This is a genomic window from Micromonospora sp. HB375 (assembly GCF_017872985.1).
Lineage (GTDB): Bacteria > Actinomycetota > Actinomycetes > Mycobacteriales > Micromonosporaceae > Micromonospora > Micromonospora chalcea.
This window is the reverse complement of record NZ_JAGGJO010000001.1, coordinates 5,724,235-5,739,566: the sequence shown is the minus strand read 5'-3', so window position 1 is coordinate 5,739,566 and position 15,332 is coordinate 5,724,235. Positions and strand designations below refer to the sequence as shown.

The following is a 15,332-nucleotide window of genomic DNA, read 5'->3' as shown; positions in this document are numbered from 1 at the left end:
GCCTGCGGTAGAGGAGGGGCCCCTTCTTAACACGCGCGTCGGCCGGGGGCGGTGTCCCGGAACCGGCCCGCACCTGATTGGCTGCCCTGCATGACGGGCACGAAGGTCTCCCGGCGCGGGAACGCGGCACACCGGTTCTACAGCGTCGTCGTCTTCGTGGTGCTCGCCTCGCTGGACAACGTGGCGATCGGCCTGGTGCCGCCGCTGTACGGGCCGATCTCCACCGCGCTCGACGTACCCCAGCGGATGCTCGGCCTGGTCACCGCCGTCAGCTTCCTGGTCAGCGCGGTGGCGGCGGTGGGCTGGGCGTACGTCGGGGACCGCACCAACCGCAAGCCGCTGCTCATGGTCGGCACGCTGCTCTGGGCCGCCGGCACCGCCGGCAGCGCGCTCGCCGGGGGGTACGCGACGTTCCTGGCCGCGCAGTTCGTCGGCGCGGTCGGGCTGGGCGCGGTGGGCTCGGTCGGCTTCTCCGTGGTCACCGACCTGATCTCACCGCGCCGCCGCGGCCTGGTGATGAGCTTCTGGGGGCTGTCCCAGGGCGTCGGAACGCTGGCCGGGACGCTGCTCGGCGGCGTGCTCGGGGCGACCGACTGGCGGCGGCCGTTCCTGCTGCTGACCGGCGTGGGTCTGGCCGCCACGGTGGCGTACCTGTTCACCTACGACATCCGGCGCGGGCAGAGCGAACCGGAGCTGGCCGGGGCGATCGACGCCGGGAACGAGTACGACTACCGGATCAGCCGCGCCGACCTGCCCCGGATCCTGGCCCGCCGGACCAACCGCTGGCTGATCCTGCAGGGGCTGACCGCCCAGGCCGCGTTCGGCTCGCTGGTCTGGCTGCCGGTGCTGTTCAGCCAGCGGGCCGAGGCGCAGGGCTACTCGCCGGCGACGGCCGTGGTGGTGGGCAGCGTCTTCGCCACCCTGTTCCAGCTCGGCGGGGTGTTCTCGATCGTGGGCGGCCTGGTCGGCGACGCGCTGCAACGGCGTACGCCCAGCGGCCGGGCCACCGTCGCGGCCGTCGGCATCCTCGCGGCGCTGCCGTTCTACCTGGTCCTGTTCTTCGTGCCGATCCGCATCGACGTGCCCGACGGCGCCGGGGCGGGCGCGGTGGTGACGGCGGTGCTGTCCAGCGTGCTGACCGAGCCGACGGTGGGGCTGAGCCTGCTCACCGCCGTGGTGGCGCTGGCGCTGACGTCGGCGAACTCGCCGAACTGGTTCGCGCTGATCGCCGACGTCAACCCGCCCGAGCACCGGGGCACCGTCTACAGCCTGGGCAACCTCGTCAACGGCGTCGGGCGGGCGGCCGGCAACGGGCTGGTCGGGGTGGTGTTCGCCGCGCTGCGTACGGCCTTCCCGCCGCCGTTGAACTACGCGGTCGGGCTGGCCGCGTTCCAGCTCTTCTTCATCCCGACCGGGATCATGTACTGGCTGGCCGCGCGTACGTCGCCGCGGGACATAGCGCAGGTGCACGACCTGCTGCACGCCCGCGCCGACCGCCTGGAAGGAAGGGCCCCTTCTTAACGGTGAGTGTTAATAAGGGGCCCTTCCTATACCGGAGGCGTTAACAAGGGGCCCTTCCTTACACCACCCGGAACCAGACGGTGACGTCCGTCGGGACCGTGGCGTCGTCCAGCGGCGCGCTCGACACCAGCACCTGCGCGCCGGCCGGGAGCGGCGCCGGGTCGGCCCCGAAGTTCGTCAGCACGGTGAGGTCGCCGTTGGTGAACGTGAGCACCTCGTCGCCGGAGGACAGGAACCGCAGCGGGCCCCGGGCCAGCGCGTGCTCGCGGCGCAGCCGCAGCGCGGTCCGGTACAGCTCGTACGTCGACCCGGGCACGCCGCGCTGCCGGTCCAGCGCGTACTCGGCCCAGGTCGACGGCTGGGGCAGCCAGCTCGCGTCGGTCGGCCCGAAGCCGTACGACGGGGCGTCGGCCTCCCACGGGATCGGCACCCGGCAGCCGTCCCGGCCGCGCTCGGTGTGCCCGCTGCGCGCCCAGGTCGGGTCCTGGCGGGCCTCGTCGGGCAGCGTGGTGTGCTCCGGCAGCCCCAGTTCCTCGCCCTGGTAGAGGTAGGCGGAGCCGGGCAGCGCGAGCATCAGCAGGCTGGCTGCCCGGGCCCGGCGCAGACCCAGCGCGGCGTCCGGCTGCGGGTCGTCCACGCCGACGCCGTTGGCCCGGCCACCGGCGGTGCCGAGCCCCAGCCGGGAGGCGTGCCGGACCACGTCGTGGTTGGACAGGACCCAGGTGGTGGGCGCGCCGACGGAGTCGGTGGCCTCCAGCGAGCGGGTGATCACCGCGTACTGGGCCGGCGCGGTCCAGGCGGCCAGCAGGTACTCGAAGTTGAACGCCTGGTGCATCTCGTCCGGGCGCACGTACCGGGCCAGCCGCTCGGCCGGCTCCACCCACGCCTCGGCGACCAGGATCCGCTCACCGGGGTACGAGTCGAGGACCCGCCGCCACTCCCGGTAGATCTCGTGCACGCCGTCCTGGTCCCACATCGGCGGGCGCGGCTTGTCCACCTCGCTGCCGGAGAGGATCTCCTGCGGCTCCTGCCAGTCGGCCAGGTCGGCCTGCTTGATCAGGCCGTGCGCCACGTCCACCCGGAAGCCGTCCACGCCCCGGTCCAGCCAGAAACGCAGCACGTCGAGGAACTCCGCGCGCACCTCCGGGTTGTCCCAGTTGAGGTCGGGCTGACCGGAGTCGAACAGGTGCAGGTACCACTGTCCGTCCGGCAGCCGCGTCCAGGCGGGGCCGCCGAAGACGCTCACCCAGTCGTTCGGCGGCTCGGCGCCGTCCGGGCCCTTGCCGTCGCGGAAGACGTAACGCTGCCGCTCCGGGCTGCCCGGGGCGGCCGCCACCGCCTCGGTGAACCAGCGGTGCGCGGACGAGGTGTGGTTGGGCACCAGGTCGACGATCACCCGTAGCCCGCGCGCCTTCGCCTCGGCGATCAGCTTGTCGGCGTCGGCGAGCGTGCCGAACAGCGGGTCGACGTCGCGGTAGTCGGCCACGTCGTACCCGGCGTCGGCCTGCGGGGACGGATAGAACGGGGACAGCCAGAGCGCGTCGACTCCCAGCTCGGCGAGGTGGTCGAGCCGGGAGGTGATGCCCGGCAGGTCGCCGATGCCGTCGCCGTCGGAGTCGGCGAACGAGCGCGGGTAGACCTGGTAGATCACCGCCTCGGTCCACCAGCCGGTGCCCGGGGCCTGCTGCGTCGCGTCGGTGTTCAGCGCCTTACTCCTGTCTGGGTGGTGCGGGGACGAGCAAGTTGGTTCAGTGTGCCCGCGGCGGCGCTGTCGATTCGCGCACCACCAGGCGAGTGGGCAGGATCACCGGGGGTGGCGTCCCGTCGTCGGTGCCGGCGCCGCGCGGCGCGGGCACCAGGCCGGGGTACGGCTCGGTGGCCCGTACGCCGAGCGGGTCGAGCAGGATGCGGGCGGCGAGCAGTCCCTGGTCGGCGGCGGGCTGGGCGATCGTGGAGAGCCCGAGCACACCGGCGAGGTCGTGGTCGTCGATGCCGATCACGCTCACGTCCTGCGGCACCCGTAGCCCGGCGTCGCGCAGCGCGGTGACCGCGCCCATCGCCATCTCGTCGCAGGCGGCGAAGATGGCCGTCGGCGGCTCGCCCCGGGCCAGCAGTTCGGCGGTGGCCCGGGTACCCCCGTCGATGGTGAACCGCGACTCGACGTCGAGGCTCGGGTCGGGCCGCAGCCCGGCGGCCCGCAACGCCTCCTGGTAGCCGCGCCGCCGGTCCAGGTGCGTGGTGAAGGCCAGTTCGTCGTCCGGGTCGCCGGAGATGTGCGCGATCCGGGTGTGGCCGAGGTCGAGCAGGTGGCGGGTGGCGGTCCGGGCGGCGGCCACGTCGTCGATCCGGACGCAGGGCCACCCGGGCACCTCGCTGCCGGAGCTGATCGTCACGCCGGGCAGGTCCAGGTTCGTCAGCGCGTGCACGTCCGCCGCGCGCAGCGGGGTGGCGACCAGGATGATCGCGTCCACGCGCTTGTGCAGGCTCGCCGTGCGCAGCACCCGCTGGCGGGTCTGCTCCCGGCCGCCGAGGTTGTAGAGCAGCAGGTCGTAGCCGCTGTCCTGGAGGAACTCCTCGACCGCCTCGACCACCGTGCCGAAGAACCACCTGGTGATCCGGGGCACCACCACCGCGACCGTGCCGGTCCGGCCGCCGGCCAGCCGGCTGGCGCTCGGGGACACCGCGTACTGGAGTTGTTCGGCGGCGGCGAGCACCCGGCGCCGGGTCGCGGCCGAGACCGTCGGCAGGCCCCGCAGCGCCCGGGAGACGGTGGCCGTGGAGACCCCGGCCAGCCGGGCGACGTCGTCAATTCTGGTCATCGTGTGGGCTCCCCGCCGTGACCCGGGCCCCGCCGCCGGCCGTGCCGGCGGCGGGGCGCGGATCAACCCTTGACGCTGCCGGCGAGCAGGCCTCGCACGAAGAAGCGCTGGAGGGACAGGAACACGATCAGCGGTACGACGATCGACACGAACGCGCCGGCCGTCAGCCGCTGCCACTCGTTGCCCCGGGTGCCGGCCAGTTCCGCGAGCCGGACCGTCAGCGGGGCGGTCTCGTCGCCGCCACCGGCGAAGATCAGCGCGACCAGCAGGTCGTTCCAGACCCAGAGGAACTGGAAGATGCCGAACGCCGCCAGCGCGGGCATGATCAGCGGCAGCACGATGGTGCGGAAGATCTTCGGGTGGGTGGCCCCGTCGACCCGGGCCGCCTCCATCAGGTCGCCGGGAAGCTGCGAGATGAAGTTGTGCAGCAGGAACACGGCGAACGGAAGCGCGAAACAGGTGTGCGCGAACCACACCTGGGCGAACTTCTGCTCGTCGACCAGGTCCCACGCGGGCAGGATCTGCACCCCGGCGATCGTGACGCCGGTGGAGAAGAACCGCAGTAGCGGCACCAGGGCCATCTGCAGCGGCACGATCTGCAGTGCGAAGATGCCGATGTAGACCCAGTCCCGCCCCTTGAAGTTCATCCACGCCAGCGCGTACGCCGCGAGCGACGCGAACGCGAGCGGGAAGAGCACCGAGGGGATGGTGATCGCCAGCGAGTTGATGAAGTAGCTGGCCAGCTGCCCGGACGAGCCGGAGCTGAACAGCACCTCCTGGTAGTTCTCCAGCGTGATCTGCGGGTCGCTGAAGAACGTCCACCACCCGGTGGTCTTGATCTCGTTCTCCGGCCGGAGCGAGGAGATGAACAGGCCGAAGGTCGGGATCGTCCAGAGCATCGCGATCACGACCGACACGAGCGTGGCGGTACGGCTGTTCAGACGCTTGCGCACCCGGGCGCCCCGGGTGGCCGGTTCGGTGGCCTGGGCGCCGACTCCGACGGTGGGCGTGGTGGTGGTCATCTCAGCCCTCCCGCTGCTTGCGCAGGTTGCGGATCTGGTAGATCACGATCGGGATCACCAGGACGAACAGGAACACCGCCAGCGCCGAGCCCTGCCCGTTCTCCTGGTAGCGGAACGCCTGGTTGTACATCTCGGTCGCGATCACGTTCGTGTCGTAGTTGCCGTTGGTGGCGGTGCGGACGATGTCGAAGACCTTGAGCGTGGCGATGGAGATCGTCACCACCACGACGATCAGCGCCGGCCGGATGCTCGGAATGGTGATCCGCCAGAACATCTGCCACGCGGTGGTGCCGTCGAGCCGGGCCGCCTCGACGATGTCGGCCGGGATGGCCTTGATCGCGGCGGAGAGCACCACCATCGCGAAACCGGCCTGGATCCACACCATGATCACGATGAGCAGGAACGTGTTCAGCGGCGAGTCCAGCAGCCACTGCTTCGGTTCTCCGCCGAGGCTCACCACGATCTGGTTGAGCAGGCCGATCTGGTCGCCCTCGCCCCGGTAGGCGTAGACGAAGCGCCAGATGATGGAGGCGCCGACGAACGAGATCGCCATCGGCAGGAAGATCAGGGACTTGGCGACCGCCTCGAACCGTGCCTTGTCCACCAGGACCGCGTAGATCAGGCCGAACGCGGTGGCCACCAGCGGCACCAGCAGCACCCAGATCAGCGTGTTGACCAGGACCCGGACGATCGAGTCCTCGGCGAACATCCAGCGGTAGTTGTCCAGTCCCACCCAGTTGCTGCTGCTGGAGTCCATGAAGGAGAGCAGCGTGGTGCGGATGGCCGGCACCACCAGTCCGACGGCGAGCAGCAGCAGCGTCGGCAACAGGAAGAAGAACGCGAACGCGCCCTCGCGCTGCTTGGGCCGGCGGGGCAGCGGCGTGCCGCTCACCGAGGCGGCGACCAGTTGCGCCTCCCGGCGCCGGGCGAAGTACGACGGCACCACGTCGAGGAGCAGGAGCAGCCCGCCCACCACCGCGACGAAGGCGATCAGCCCGTACATCAGCATGAGGAACTTCGGCTGCTCCGCCGCGAAGTCGAACTCCATCGACCCTCCTTCAAGGGTTCGGCTAGCAGAGGTGGCCCGGTCCGGGGGAACCGGACCGGGCCACCTGCTAGATCACTTCCAGCTGCCCTCGATGTCGTTCAGGACGGAGTTGGTGTCCTTGCCGTTGATCCAGGCCACCATGCCCTTCCAGAAGGTGCCGGCGCCGACCGCGGCCGGCATCAGGTCCGAGCCGTCGAAGCGGAAGACCGTCTTCTCGTCCTGGAGGATGCCCACGGAGAGCTTGTCCACCGGGTTCGGCACGTTGTTGATGTCCAGCTTCTTGTTCGCGGACACCCAGTCACCGATCTTGGCGCGGCTGTTGGCGTACTCGCCGGAGGCCAGGTAGGTCTGCACCGCCTGGACCTCGGGACGGTCGGCGAACGCGCCGACGAACTCGCCGCCGCCCAGCACCGGCTTGCCCTTGGCCGGGTCGATGGCCGGGAAGTAGAACGCGAAGACGTCGCCGTCCTCGGCCACCTTGGTGCCCTCGGGCCACTGGTTGGCGTAGAAGGACGCCTGGCGGTGCATCGCGCACTTGCCGGTGGTGATCGGCGTGCCGCCCTCCTGGAAGGCGGTGGTGGAGATGCTCTTGACGCCGCCGAAGCCGCCGTTCATGTACTTCTCGTTCTTCAGGATGGTGCCGGCCCGGTTGAGCGCGTCAGCCACCTGCGGGTCGTTGAACGGGATCTGGTGGGTGGTCCACTTGTCGTAGACCTCCGGGCCACCGGTACGCAGCAGCACGTCCTCGATCCAGTCGGTGGCCGGCCAGCCGGTGGCGTCACCGGACTCGATGCCGGCGCACCACGGCTTGGTGCCGCTGGCCGCGATCTGGTCGGAGAGCTTGATCAGGTCGTCCCACGTGGTGGGGACGGTCCAGCCCTTGTCCTTGAAGGTCTTCGGCGAGTACCACACGAAGGACTTCACGTTCGAGCCGAGCGGGGCGCCGTAGAGCTGGCCGTTGACGGTGCTGTACTTCAGCCAGTCGGGGGAGTAGTTCTGCTCGGCCATCGCCTTGGTGTCGGCGCCGACCGGCTTGAGCTTGCCCGAGTCGACGAAGCGCTTCAGCAGGCCCGGCTGCGGGATGAAGGCGAGGTCGGGGGCGTTGCCGCCGTCGACCCGGACCGGGAGCTGCGCCTCGAACTCGGCGTTGCCCTCGTGGTCGATCTCGATGCCGGTGCAGTCCTCGAACTGCTTCCAGGACTCGTTGAGGCGGTCGGCCTCGATCTCCCGGATGGAGGAGTAGATGGTCACCTTCTTGCCGTCGTGACCTTCGTACTTCTCGTATGCGGCGCATTCGGCCGATCCGGCCTTGTCGCTCTTCTTGTCATCGCCGGTGCCGCAGGCGGCGACACCGAGCGCCAGCCCCAGGACGCCGGCGACCGCGAGCGTCTGGCGCGATCTGGCAAACGCCATGCCGATCTCCTTCCTTGCCGGCGCGTGGGGGGATCGAACCCGCGCCGGTCCGATGGTCGTCCTCACATGTAAGCGCTTGCATCGTGTCGGGTCCACCCCTGGCCGGACACGGCCCGGTAACAATCCCGAAACCCTGGCCAGGGGCTTGGGTGCGCTCCCACGAATCTTCCCGGGAGCGGAACTTTCTGTCAGGATGTCCGCATCACATTGAAGACTTTCAACATTGGAGGCAGTGGATGCGTAAGCGATGGCTCGCCCTCGGGGCGAGCGCGACGGTCCTGGCGGCGACCCTCGTGCCGGCCGCGCCGGCGATGGCCGCGCCGACGTTCAAGGTCCCGTTCCCCTGCAACCAGTCCTGGTCCGGTCAGACCCGGACCAACCACAGCCCGGCGAACGCCATCGACTTCAACCGCACCGACGACGCCGGCGACCCGGTCGTCGCCAGCGCGCCCGGCACCGTCGACGTGGTCACCAACCTCGGCGACACCAGCTACGGCAAGTACGTCCGGATCAACCACGGCGGCGGCCACACCACCTACTACGCCCACCTGAGCGCCTTCAACGTCTCCGTCGGGCAGACCGTCGGCTACGGCCGGGTGATCGGGTACGTCGGCACGACCGGCGGCTCCACCGGCCCGCACCTGCACTACGAGCAGCGCATCGACGGCAGCTCGGTGAAGATCAAGTTCAACGGCGTCCAGGCGCTCTACTGGGGCACCAAGACCTACACCAGCGACAACGGCTGCGGCGGGACGAACACCGGCCAGGGCACCGTGAACACGGCCGGCTCCCCGCTGACGGTCCGCTCCGGCCCCGGCACCGGCTACAGCTCGGTCGGCACGGTCGCCGACGGGGCGAAGGTGACCATCCAGTGCCAGACCAGCGGCACCAGCGTCAGCGGCACCTACGGCACCAGCTCGATCTGGGACCGGATCGGCTCCGGCCGGTTCATCTCCGACGCCTACGTCTACACCGGCTACGACGGCTACATCCCCGGCGTACCCCGCTGCTGAGCCCGGCGGGCGCGGGGGCGACCGGCCCTCGCGCCCGTACCGGTCAGGAGTTCAGCCGCCACACCGCGAAGTTCAGCGCGGACGCGAACGTCACCCACGCCCAGTACGGCAGCATCAGCAGCGTGGCCGGCCGGGAGACGCGCCGGAACAGGACCACGGTCACGCCGATCGCCAGCCACATCAGCACGATCTCGGCGAACGCCAGCCCGTACGCCCCGGCGCCGAAGAACAGCGGGGTCCAGATCGCGTTCAGCACGAGCTGCACCACCCAGGCCCAGAGCGCGGGGCCGAACCCGGCCCGGCGCCAGACCAGCCAGCCGGCGATCGCGATCAGCGCGTAGAGGACCGTCCAGACCGGGCCGAACAGCCACGACGGCGGCGCCCACGCGGGTTGCTCCAGGCTCTGGTACTCGGCGGAGGTGCCCTGCACACCCAGCCCGCCGATCGCGGCCGCGGCGAAGGTGGCGGCGCCGAAGCCGAGCAGCGCCCACCACTTCCGGGCGCCGGTGGTGCGCCGGGTGACACTCTGCGACGTCTCCATGGTCGAGATGTTTCCGCTCGACCCGCCCGGCAAACGCCGGCCCGGACGCGGAAAAGCCGGAGTCACCCGGCCCGGGTGTTCCGGTCCGGCAGGACGGAACACCCGGGCCCGGCGACCCCGGCGGGTACGAGAACCGCTGTTACGTGTTGAAGATGCTGACGCCACCCGGGCCGACCAGGAGGCCGACGACGATGAGGACGATGCCCCAGAGGATCTGCCGGCGGAACAGGGCGAGAATTCCGGCGACCACCAGTACGACTGCGAGAATCCAGAGAATCAGCTCCATGTCGGCTGAATACCCGTGCGCCCGATCCCGGAAACCTCCCGGTCAGTCGAGCTGGTCACCGCCCAGGTGGAAGACGCTGTACGCCTGCTTGATCACCGGGTGCGCCACGTTGCGCACCCGCACCCCGCCCGGCGTGGTGCCGCGCTCGGTGCCGTGGTGGGCGTGCCCGTGCAGCGCCAGCGCGGTGGGCGCGGCGTCGATCGCCTGCCCGAGCTGGTAGCAGCCGAGGAACGGGTAGATCTCCAGCGGCTCGCCGGCGAGCGTGTCCGGCACGGGGGAGTAGTGGGTGAGCGCGACGAGCGCGTCGCAGTCCAGCGAGAGCAGCGCGTCGGCGAGTGCGTCGGCGCTCTCCCGGGTGGTCCGTACGAACGCCTTCATCTCCGGCTCGCCGAAGTCGCTGGCGCAGCGCCCGGCGAACCCGCCGCCGAACCCCTTGACGCCGGCCACCCCGAGCCGCCCGCCCGGCGTGTCCACCACGACGCCGGTGCCCTCCAGCACCGTGATCCCGGCGTCCTCCAGCACCTTCACCACCTGCGGCACCTGGTCGCACTGGTGGTCGTGGTTGCCGAGCACGGTGATCACCGGTACGCCGAGATCGCCGAACTCCCGGGCCACGCAGCGCGCCTCGGCCTCGGTGCCGTGCCGGGTCAGGTCACCGGCGAGCAGCAGCGCGTCGGCGGAGCCGGGCAGCTCCTCCAGCGCCGGACGGAACCGGCCCACCACGTCCTCGTCCAGATGCACGTCGCCGACGGCGGCGATCCGGATCACCATCGAACCTCCCTCACGGCAGCTCCTCGACCTGGGTGGGCGCCTGCGTGCGGATCACCCCGATGTCGCTCGTCACGTGGGTGTCCGGGAAGCGCTCGGCCACCCGGCGCAGGATCTCCTCCCGCCGGTGCGGGCTCTCCACCTCGCCGTAGAGCACCAGCCCGTTCTCCCGCCGCACCACGGTGATGCCCTGCTCGGCCACCGTCGGGTCCTCGGCCAGCATGCTCTGGATCTCCGCCTCGACGTACTCGTCGGGGGGAACGTCGCCGGACAGTCCGGTCACAGGGTCTCCCTTCCGCCGGGCGCGCCGCCGGGCAGCACGTCCAGCCGGTCGAGCAGCACCAGGAACGCCTCCGCGTACGGCGAGTGCTGCGTCTCCTTCCGTACCCGTTCCCAGTCGATCTGTTCCCGCAGCGAGCGAGCCAGCGGCAGGGCGCGGGCGAAGTCGCAGTAGTGCTGCGAGAAGCTCAGCAGCTTGTGCACCATGAGCTGGCTGGCCGAGAGCACCGGCATGTGGATGGCGTCGACCGGGCGCACGATCGTGTCGGCGAACGTCTCCTCGGTCACCGGCGTCTCCACCGGCCGGTGGATCAGGTCCACCATCCGGTCCTCGTCGTAGACCTTGACCAGCCAGTCCTCCGGCGGGCGCTCGGCGGTGAAGCCGGCCTCGACGAGCGCCTCCAGGGCCCGGTCGACGTCCGCCTCGCGGAGCAGGAAGTCCACGTCGTGGTCGCTGGAGTGGCCGCCGTGCGCGTACACCGCGAAGCTGCCACCCAGCGCGAACGGGATCTCGGACTGTTTGAGCACGGCGGCGACCTTCTTCAGCGTGTGCACCAGGGTCTCGTCCCCGCGCTCGGCCATCTGCGGCTCCCTCGTCGTCATGGGCGGTGGGATCACGTTGCGTACCCGGCGGACGCTCCGGTCACACCTGTTGCGGCGCGATCGGCCCGCCAGGGCAGGAAAGCGACATACAGGCCGGTGTGGGCGTCGGTCGGATAACCTCGGGAGGGTGGCCAGCTCACTGCGGACGCGGCGGGGCAGGGCCCGACTGCGTGCCGTCGCCCTGATCGGCATCGACGGCTCAGGCAAGACCACCCAGGCGCACCGGCTCGCCCAGGCCCTCACCGCCGCTGGCCACCCCGCGACGTACCACCGCAACGCCGGTGGCCGCCGCTGGCTCGGCCGCGTCGCCCAACGGATCGGCCGTCCGGATGCGCAGCGGCTCGTCGGGCGTGACGGCCTGCTCGTGGTCGAGTCGGCGCTGCGCTGGCTGGCCATCGCGCTCGCGCTGCTGAGCTGCCTGGTCACTGGCCGTACCGCGGTGATGGACCGCTGGTCGTACTGCCAGTACGCGAGCATCCGGGCGCACGGCGGGCAGCGGTGGGAGCGGCTGGTCCGGGCCGGCTACCGGGTCTTCCCGGCGCCCGCTGTCACGTTCCTGCTCACCGTCGACCCGGCCGAGGCGTACCGCCGGATCGAGCGGCGCGGCACCGACCACGAGAGCATGGCCTGGCTGACCGACGCGGACACCGCCTACCGGAGGCTGCCGGAGTACGGCGGCTTCGTGGTGGTGGACGGCAACGGCCCGCCGGAGGAGGTGGCCCGCCGGATCCGGGCGCACCTGAGCGAGTGGCTGCCCGACGATCCGTCCGCCGGTCCCGGCCCGGCTCCGGGCGGCCCTCCACGTCCGGCCGGCGGGGCGGGCCGCGACGGCCCGGTGCCGGTTCAGGCCCGGCCGTAGACCGGGATGCCGGCGCCGCTCGTGGGCGCCGACTCGGGGGAGGCCAGGAACCGGATCACGCCGGCGATCTCCGCCGGAGGCACCCAGCGCCGGTGGTCGGCGTCGGGCTGGGCGGCCCGGTTGGCCGGGGTGTCGATGACGCTCGGCAGCACCGTGTTGCACCGCACCCCGCGCTGGCGGTACTCGACCGCGACCGCGTCGGCGAACGCCCGCACCGCGGCCTTGGCGGTGACGTAGCCCGAGGCGCCCGGGAACGGCGACACCGCCGCCCGCGCGGAGACGCAGACCACGGCGCCGTCACCGGTCGCCACGAGGTGCGGCAGTGCCGCCCGGGTCACCAGGTAGGTCGGGCGCAGGTTGAGCCGCAGCATCCGCTCGAACTCCTCGACCGGGGTCTCGTGCACCAGGCCGCCCGCGGCGTACCCGCCGACCAGGTTGACCACCGCGCGCAGTGGCGCGGCCGGCTCGGCGGTCGCGACCTCGACCGCCCGCGCGGCCCCCTCGGAGGTCAGCAGGTCGGCCACGACCCGGACCGGGCCGTCGTCCGTCCCGGCCTCCCGCTGGGGTACGACCACCCGCCAGCCTGCGTCGAGGAAGGCGGCGGTGACCGCGCCGCCCAGCCCACCCGTGCCTCCGGTGACCAGCACCGTGCGTTCCGTCATGGACGCACACGCTAGTCAACCGTCGTGCCGACCGACCGGTGACCCGCACGGGCCGTCCGGACCGTCCGGCCGAGGCCGACCAGGCAGGCCCTGCCGCGCGACGGCGGACCGGCACGTCGGGCGGCAGGAGTGACTCGACCGGACCGGTTGAGGCGGTGGGGCTGCGACAATGGGATCCTTGGCCCGGGGGCGGGCACGGAAGACGGTAAATTTCCCGATACGCGGTGTCATGGTTGACGCTCACGCGCTCTGAAAGTAAGTTTCATCCGTGGCGAAGAGTCCGAAGATTTCTGCGAGTCACGAGCCCGGTGGACTGATCGTCCACATCAGCGGCCTGCTGCCCTCGCTGTCCCCGGCCGAACAGCGGGTGGCCCGGCTGGTCGTCGCCGATCCGGCGGACGCGGCCCGGCGCACGATCACCGACCTCGCCACCGCCGCCGAGACGTCCGAGGCGACAGTGATCCGCTTCTGCCGCTCGGTCGGCATGGACGGCTACCCCCAGTTGCGCATCCGCCTCGCCGCCGAGGCCGCCCGCCGGGTCGAGCCGCCGGACGCGCGGGTGGTCGGTGGCGACATCCCGCCGGGCGCGGACCTGGCCCAGATCATCGCCACCATCGCCTTCAACGACGCCCGAGCCGTCGAGGAGACCGCCGAGCAGCTCGACCCGGCCGTCTGCGAACAGGTGGTCGAGGCGATCGGCGCGGCCGGCCGGATCGACGTCTACGGCGCGGGCGCCAGCGGCTTCGTCGCCTCCGACTTCCAGCAGAAGCTGCACCGCATCGGCCGCATCGCGTTCTACTTCCCGGACGTGCACACCGCGCTCACCTCCGCCGCCCTGCTCGGGCGCGGCGACGTCGCGGTCGGCATCTCGCACACCGGCACCACGTCCGACGTCATCGAGGTGCTGGAGCAGGCGCGGGCCCGGGGAGCCACCACCGTGGCGCTCACCAACTTCCCGCGCTCGCCGATCACCGAGGTCGCCGACCACGTGCTCACCACAGCCGCCCGGGAGACGACCTACCGCTCCGGCGCGACGGCCAGCCGGCTGGCCCAGCTCACCGTCGTCGACTGCCTCTTCGTCGGGGTGGCCGCGCGCAGCCGGGCCCGGACCAAGAAGGCGCTCGAAGCCACGGCCGAGGCGGTCCAGTCGCACCGGGTCGGTCCCGGGCGGAGGCGGGGATGACGGCGGGCCGGGCGGAGCGCGACGGCGTGGCGGCGATCCGGCCGGTGGTGCGTGTCGGCGCGCCGACCGAGCGGCGCAACCCGCACAGCTTCGACCTCGACCTGATGTCCACCCGGGACGTGCTCACCGTGATCAACGAGGCGGACCGGCGGGTGCCGGCCGCCGTCGCCGCGGTGCTGGACGAGATCGCCGAGACCGTCGACCTCGCGGTGGCCGCGCTGCGCGACGGACACCGCGTGCACTACTTCGGCGCCGGCACCTCCGGCCGCCTGGGCGTGCTGGACGCGGCCGAACTGGCCCCCACGTTCAACTCGCCCCGGCACTGGTTCTGCTCGCACCTCGCCGGTGGCCCGGACGCCATGTGGCGGGCGGTCGAGGACGCCGAGGACGACGAGCGCGGCGGCGCCGCCGAGGCCGCCGAGTGCGTGCGCCCGGGCGACCTGGTGGTCGGCCTGGCGGCCAGCGGACGCACCCCGTACGTCCTCGGGGCGCTCGCCGCGTCCCGGGAGCGGGGGGCCGCTACGGTGCTGCTCTGCGCGAATCCGGAGGCCCCGGCCGCCGCGTCGGTGGACGTCTTCATCGGCGTGGACACCGGGCCGGAGGTGGTCACCGGGTCGACCCGGATGAAGGCCGGCACCGCGCAGAAGCTGGTGCTCAACACGTTCTCCACGGCCGTCATGGTGCGTCTGGGCCGTGTCTACTCGAACCTGATGATCGACATGGTGGCCACCAACGCCAAACTGCGCGGTCGCATGATCTCGATCCTCGTGGAGGCCACCGGTTGCGCCGAGGAGGTCTGCCGGGTCGCGCTGCGGGAGGCCGACGGCGACCTCAAGACCGCGCTCGTCGCGCTGGTCTCCGGCGCGGAGGTGCCGGCCGCCCGGGCCGCGCTGGCCCGCTCCGCCCACCAGGTACGCGGCGCGCTCGCCCTGCTCGCCTCCTGACCGCCCCCGCTCACCCCTTCTCCCGGCGATCCACCCGCCCGGCGCATCCGTCCGGCGGGTGCGACACGTATCACGTGCGGGAGGGGGACGTTCCCGCCCGTACGGATTGTTCAACGAGGCGGAGGGTAATCCTGAGCGTGGCTGAACCGACCGGTCCACGAGCGCGTATCTCGCAGTGACCAGGATCGCAACGACCCGGTGACGCGGCTCGCTGTGTTCATGGAACAGGCAATGGTGCCATTCCATGGGCGAATAGCGATTCAGCAGCTCCGGCGGGCCCCAAAAGCCGTGTCCGGAAGCCGTCCGAACCGGGCCGGTAACAGGAAACATGGACCGGGCTCTCAGCTAGTACTCAGGCATTCGTGACAGTT

The 15,332-nt window shown here is 71.5% G+C and carries 15 protein-coding genes and 1 pseudogene; 5 read left to right on the top strand and 11 right to left on the bottom strand.

Annotated features, from left to right (window positions below; translation table 11 throughout):
- The first annotated feature begins 90 nt into the window (after positions 1–90).
- A complete protein-coding gene (locus tag J3R08_RS25370; RefSeq protein ID WP_043328800.1) occupies positions 91–1,521 on the top strand; it encodes an MFS transporter in 1,431 nt (476 codons plus the stop codon).
- A gap of 58 nt (positions 1,522–1,579) precedes the next feature.
- On the opposite strand, the gene J3R08_RS25365 is transcribed toward J3R08_RS25370, so the two are convergent.
- The 5 genes from J3R08_RS25365 to J3R08_RS25345 all read right to left on the bottom strand — a co-directional run bounded on the left by J3R08_RS25365 (position 1,580) and on the right by J3R08_RS25345 (position 7,823).
- Complete coding sequence (locus J3R08_RS25365; RefSeq protein ID WP_043328802.1) at positions 1,580–3,226, bottom strand: alpha-amylase family glycosyl hydrolase; 1,647 nt, start codon at positions 3,224–3,226, stop codon at positions 1,580–1,582.
- Between the two features lie 43 nt (positions 3,227–3,269).
- Positions 3,270–4,340 carry a LacI family DNA-binding transcriptional regulator gene (locus tag J3R08_RS25360; protein ID WP_043328803.1) on the bottom strand — a complete coding sequence of 357 codons (1,071 nt, stop codon included), beginning with the start codon at positions 4,338–4,340 and terminating at the stop codon, positions 3,270–3,272.
- 62 nt (positions 4,341–4,402) lie between these two features.
- Positions 4,403–5,362, bottom strand: a complete 960-nt coding sequence (locus tag J3R08_RS25355; RefSeq protein WP_043328804.1) for a carbohydrate ABC transporter permease — start codon at positions 5,360–5,362, stop codon at positions 4,403–4,405.
- 1 nt (position 5,363) lies between these two features.
- Entirely contained in the window at positions 5,364–6,410 is a 1,047-nt protein-coding gene (locus J3R08_RS25350; RefSeq protein WP_030502266.1) for a carbohydrate ABC transporter permease, read from the bottom strand.
- A gap of 72 nt (positions 6,411–6,482) precedes the next feature.
- The gene (locus J3R08_RS25345; protein ID WP_030502265.1) at positions 6,483–7,823 is read right to left on the bottom strand and encodes an ABC transporter substrate-binding protein; all 1,341 of its coding nucleotides are present in this window, start codon (positions 7,821–7,823) and stop codon (positions 6,483–6,485) included.
- A 236-nt stretch (positions 7,824–8,059) separates the two neighbouring features.
- Here J3R08_RS25345 and J3R08_RS25340 point away from each other — a divergent pair, with 236 nt between their 5' ends.
- Positions 8,060–8,836, top strand: a complete 777-nt coding sequence (locus tag J3R08_RS25340) for a M23 family metallopeptidase (protein WP_043328805.1) — start codon at positions 8,060–8,062, stop codon at positions 8,834–8,836.
- A gap of 43 nt (positions 8,837–8,879) precedes the next feature.
- Here J3R08_RS25340 and J3R08_RS25335 read toward each other — a convergent pair whose 3' ends face one another.
- The 5 genes and pseudogenes from J3R08_RS25335 to J3R08_RS25315 all read right to left on the bottom strand — a co-directional run bounded on the left by J3R08_RS25335 (position 8,880) and on the right by J3R08_RS25315 (position 11,292).
- Entirely contained in the window at positions 8,880–9,377 is a 498-nt protein-coding gene (locus J3R08_RS25335; protein ID WP_043328806.1) for a TspO/MBR family protein, read from the bottom strand.
- A 139-nt stretch (positions 9,378–9,516) separates the two neighbouring features.
- On the bottom strand, positions 9,517–9,663 hold the full coding sequence (locus J3R08_RS25330) for a GPGG-motif small membrane protein (protein ID WP_013288160.1): 147 nt from the start codon (positions 9,661–9,663) through the stop codon (positions 9,517–9,519).
- Positions 9,654–10,434 (bottom strand): annotated as a pseudogene (locus J3R08_RS25325) (metallophosphoesterase). Before J3R08_RS25325 ends, J3R08_RS25330 begins: the two are co-directional and overlap by 10 nt.
- 10 nt (positions 10,435–10,444) lie before the next feature.
- Positions 10,445–10,654 (bottom strand): hypothetical protein, encoded by a 210-nt coding sequence (locus tag J3R08_RS25320; RefSeq protein ID WP_225319459.1) that lies wholly within the window; start codon positions 10,652–10,654, stop codon positions 10,445–10,447.
- Positions 10,655–10,710: 56 nt separating this feature from the next.
- Positions 10,711–11,292: a nucleotidyltransferase gene (locus J3R08_RS25315; protein WP_043328811.1), complete on the bottom strand. Its 582-nt coding sequence runs from the start codon at positions 11,290–11,292 to the stop codon at positions 10,711–10,713.
- A 148-nt stretch (positions 11,293–11,440) separates the two neighbouring features.
- Here J3R08_RS25315 and J3R08_RS25310 point away from each other — a divergent pair, with 148 nt between their 5' ends.
- Positions 11,441–12,172 carry a dTMP kinase gene (locus tag J3R08_RS25310; protein WP_043328813.1) on the top strand — a complete coding sequence of 244 codons (732 nt, stop codon included), beginning with the start codon at positions 11,441–11,443 and terminating at the stop codon, positions 12,170–12,172.
- On the opposite strand, the gene J3R08_RS25305 is transcribed toward J3R08_RS25310, so the two are convergent.
- On the bottom strand, positions 12,157–12,834 hold the full coding sequence (locus J3R08_RS25305) for an SDR family NAD(P)-dependent oxidoreductase (RefSeq protein WP_209962998.1): 678 nt from the start codon (positions 12,832–12,834) through the stop codon (positions 12,157–12,159). The genes J3R08_RS25310 and J3R08_RS25305 overlap by 16 nt on opposite strands.
- Before the next feature lie 268 nt (positions 12,835–13,102).
- Between J3R08_RS25305 and J3R08_RS25300 the strand changes: the two genes are divergently transcribed.
- On the top strand, positions 13,103–14,017 hold the full coding sequence (locus tag J3R08_RS25300; protein ID WP_051611377.1) for a MurR/RpiR family transcriptional regulator: 915 nt from the start codon (positions 13,103–13,105) through the stop codon (positions 14,015–14,017).
- Positions 14,014–14,961 (top strand): N-acetylmuramic acid 6-phosphate etherase, encoded by a 948-nt coding sequence (locus tag J3R08_RS25295; RefSeq protein ID WP_051611378.1) that lies wholly within the window; start codon positions 14,014–14,016, stop codon positions 14,959–14,961. The genes J3R08_RS25300 and J3R08_RS25295 overlap by 4 nt, the downstream gene beginning before the upstream one ends.
- Positions 14,962–15,332: the final 371 nt, after the last annotated feature.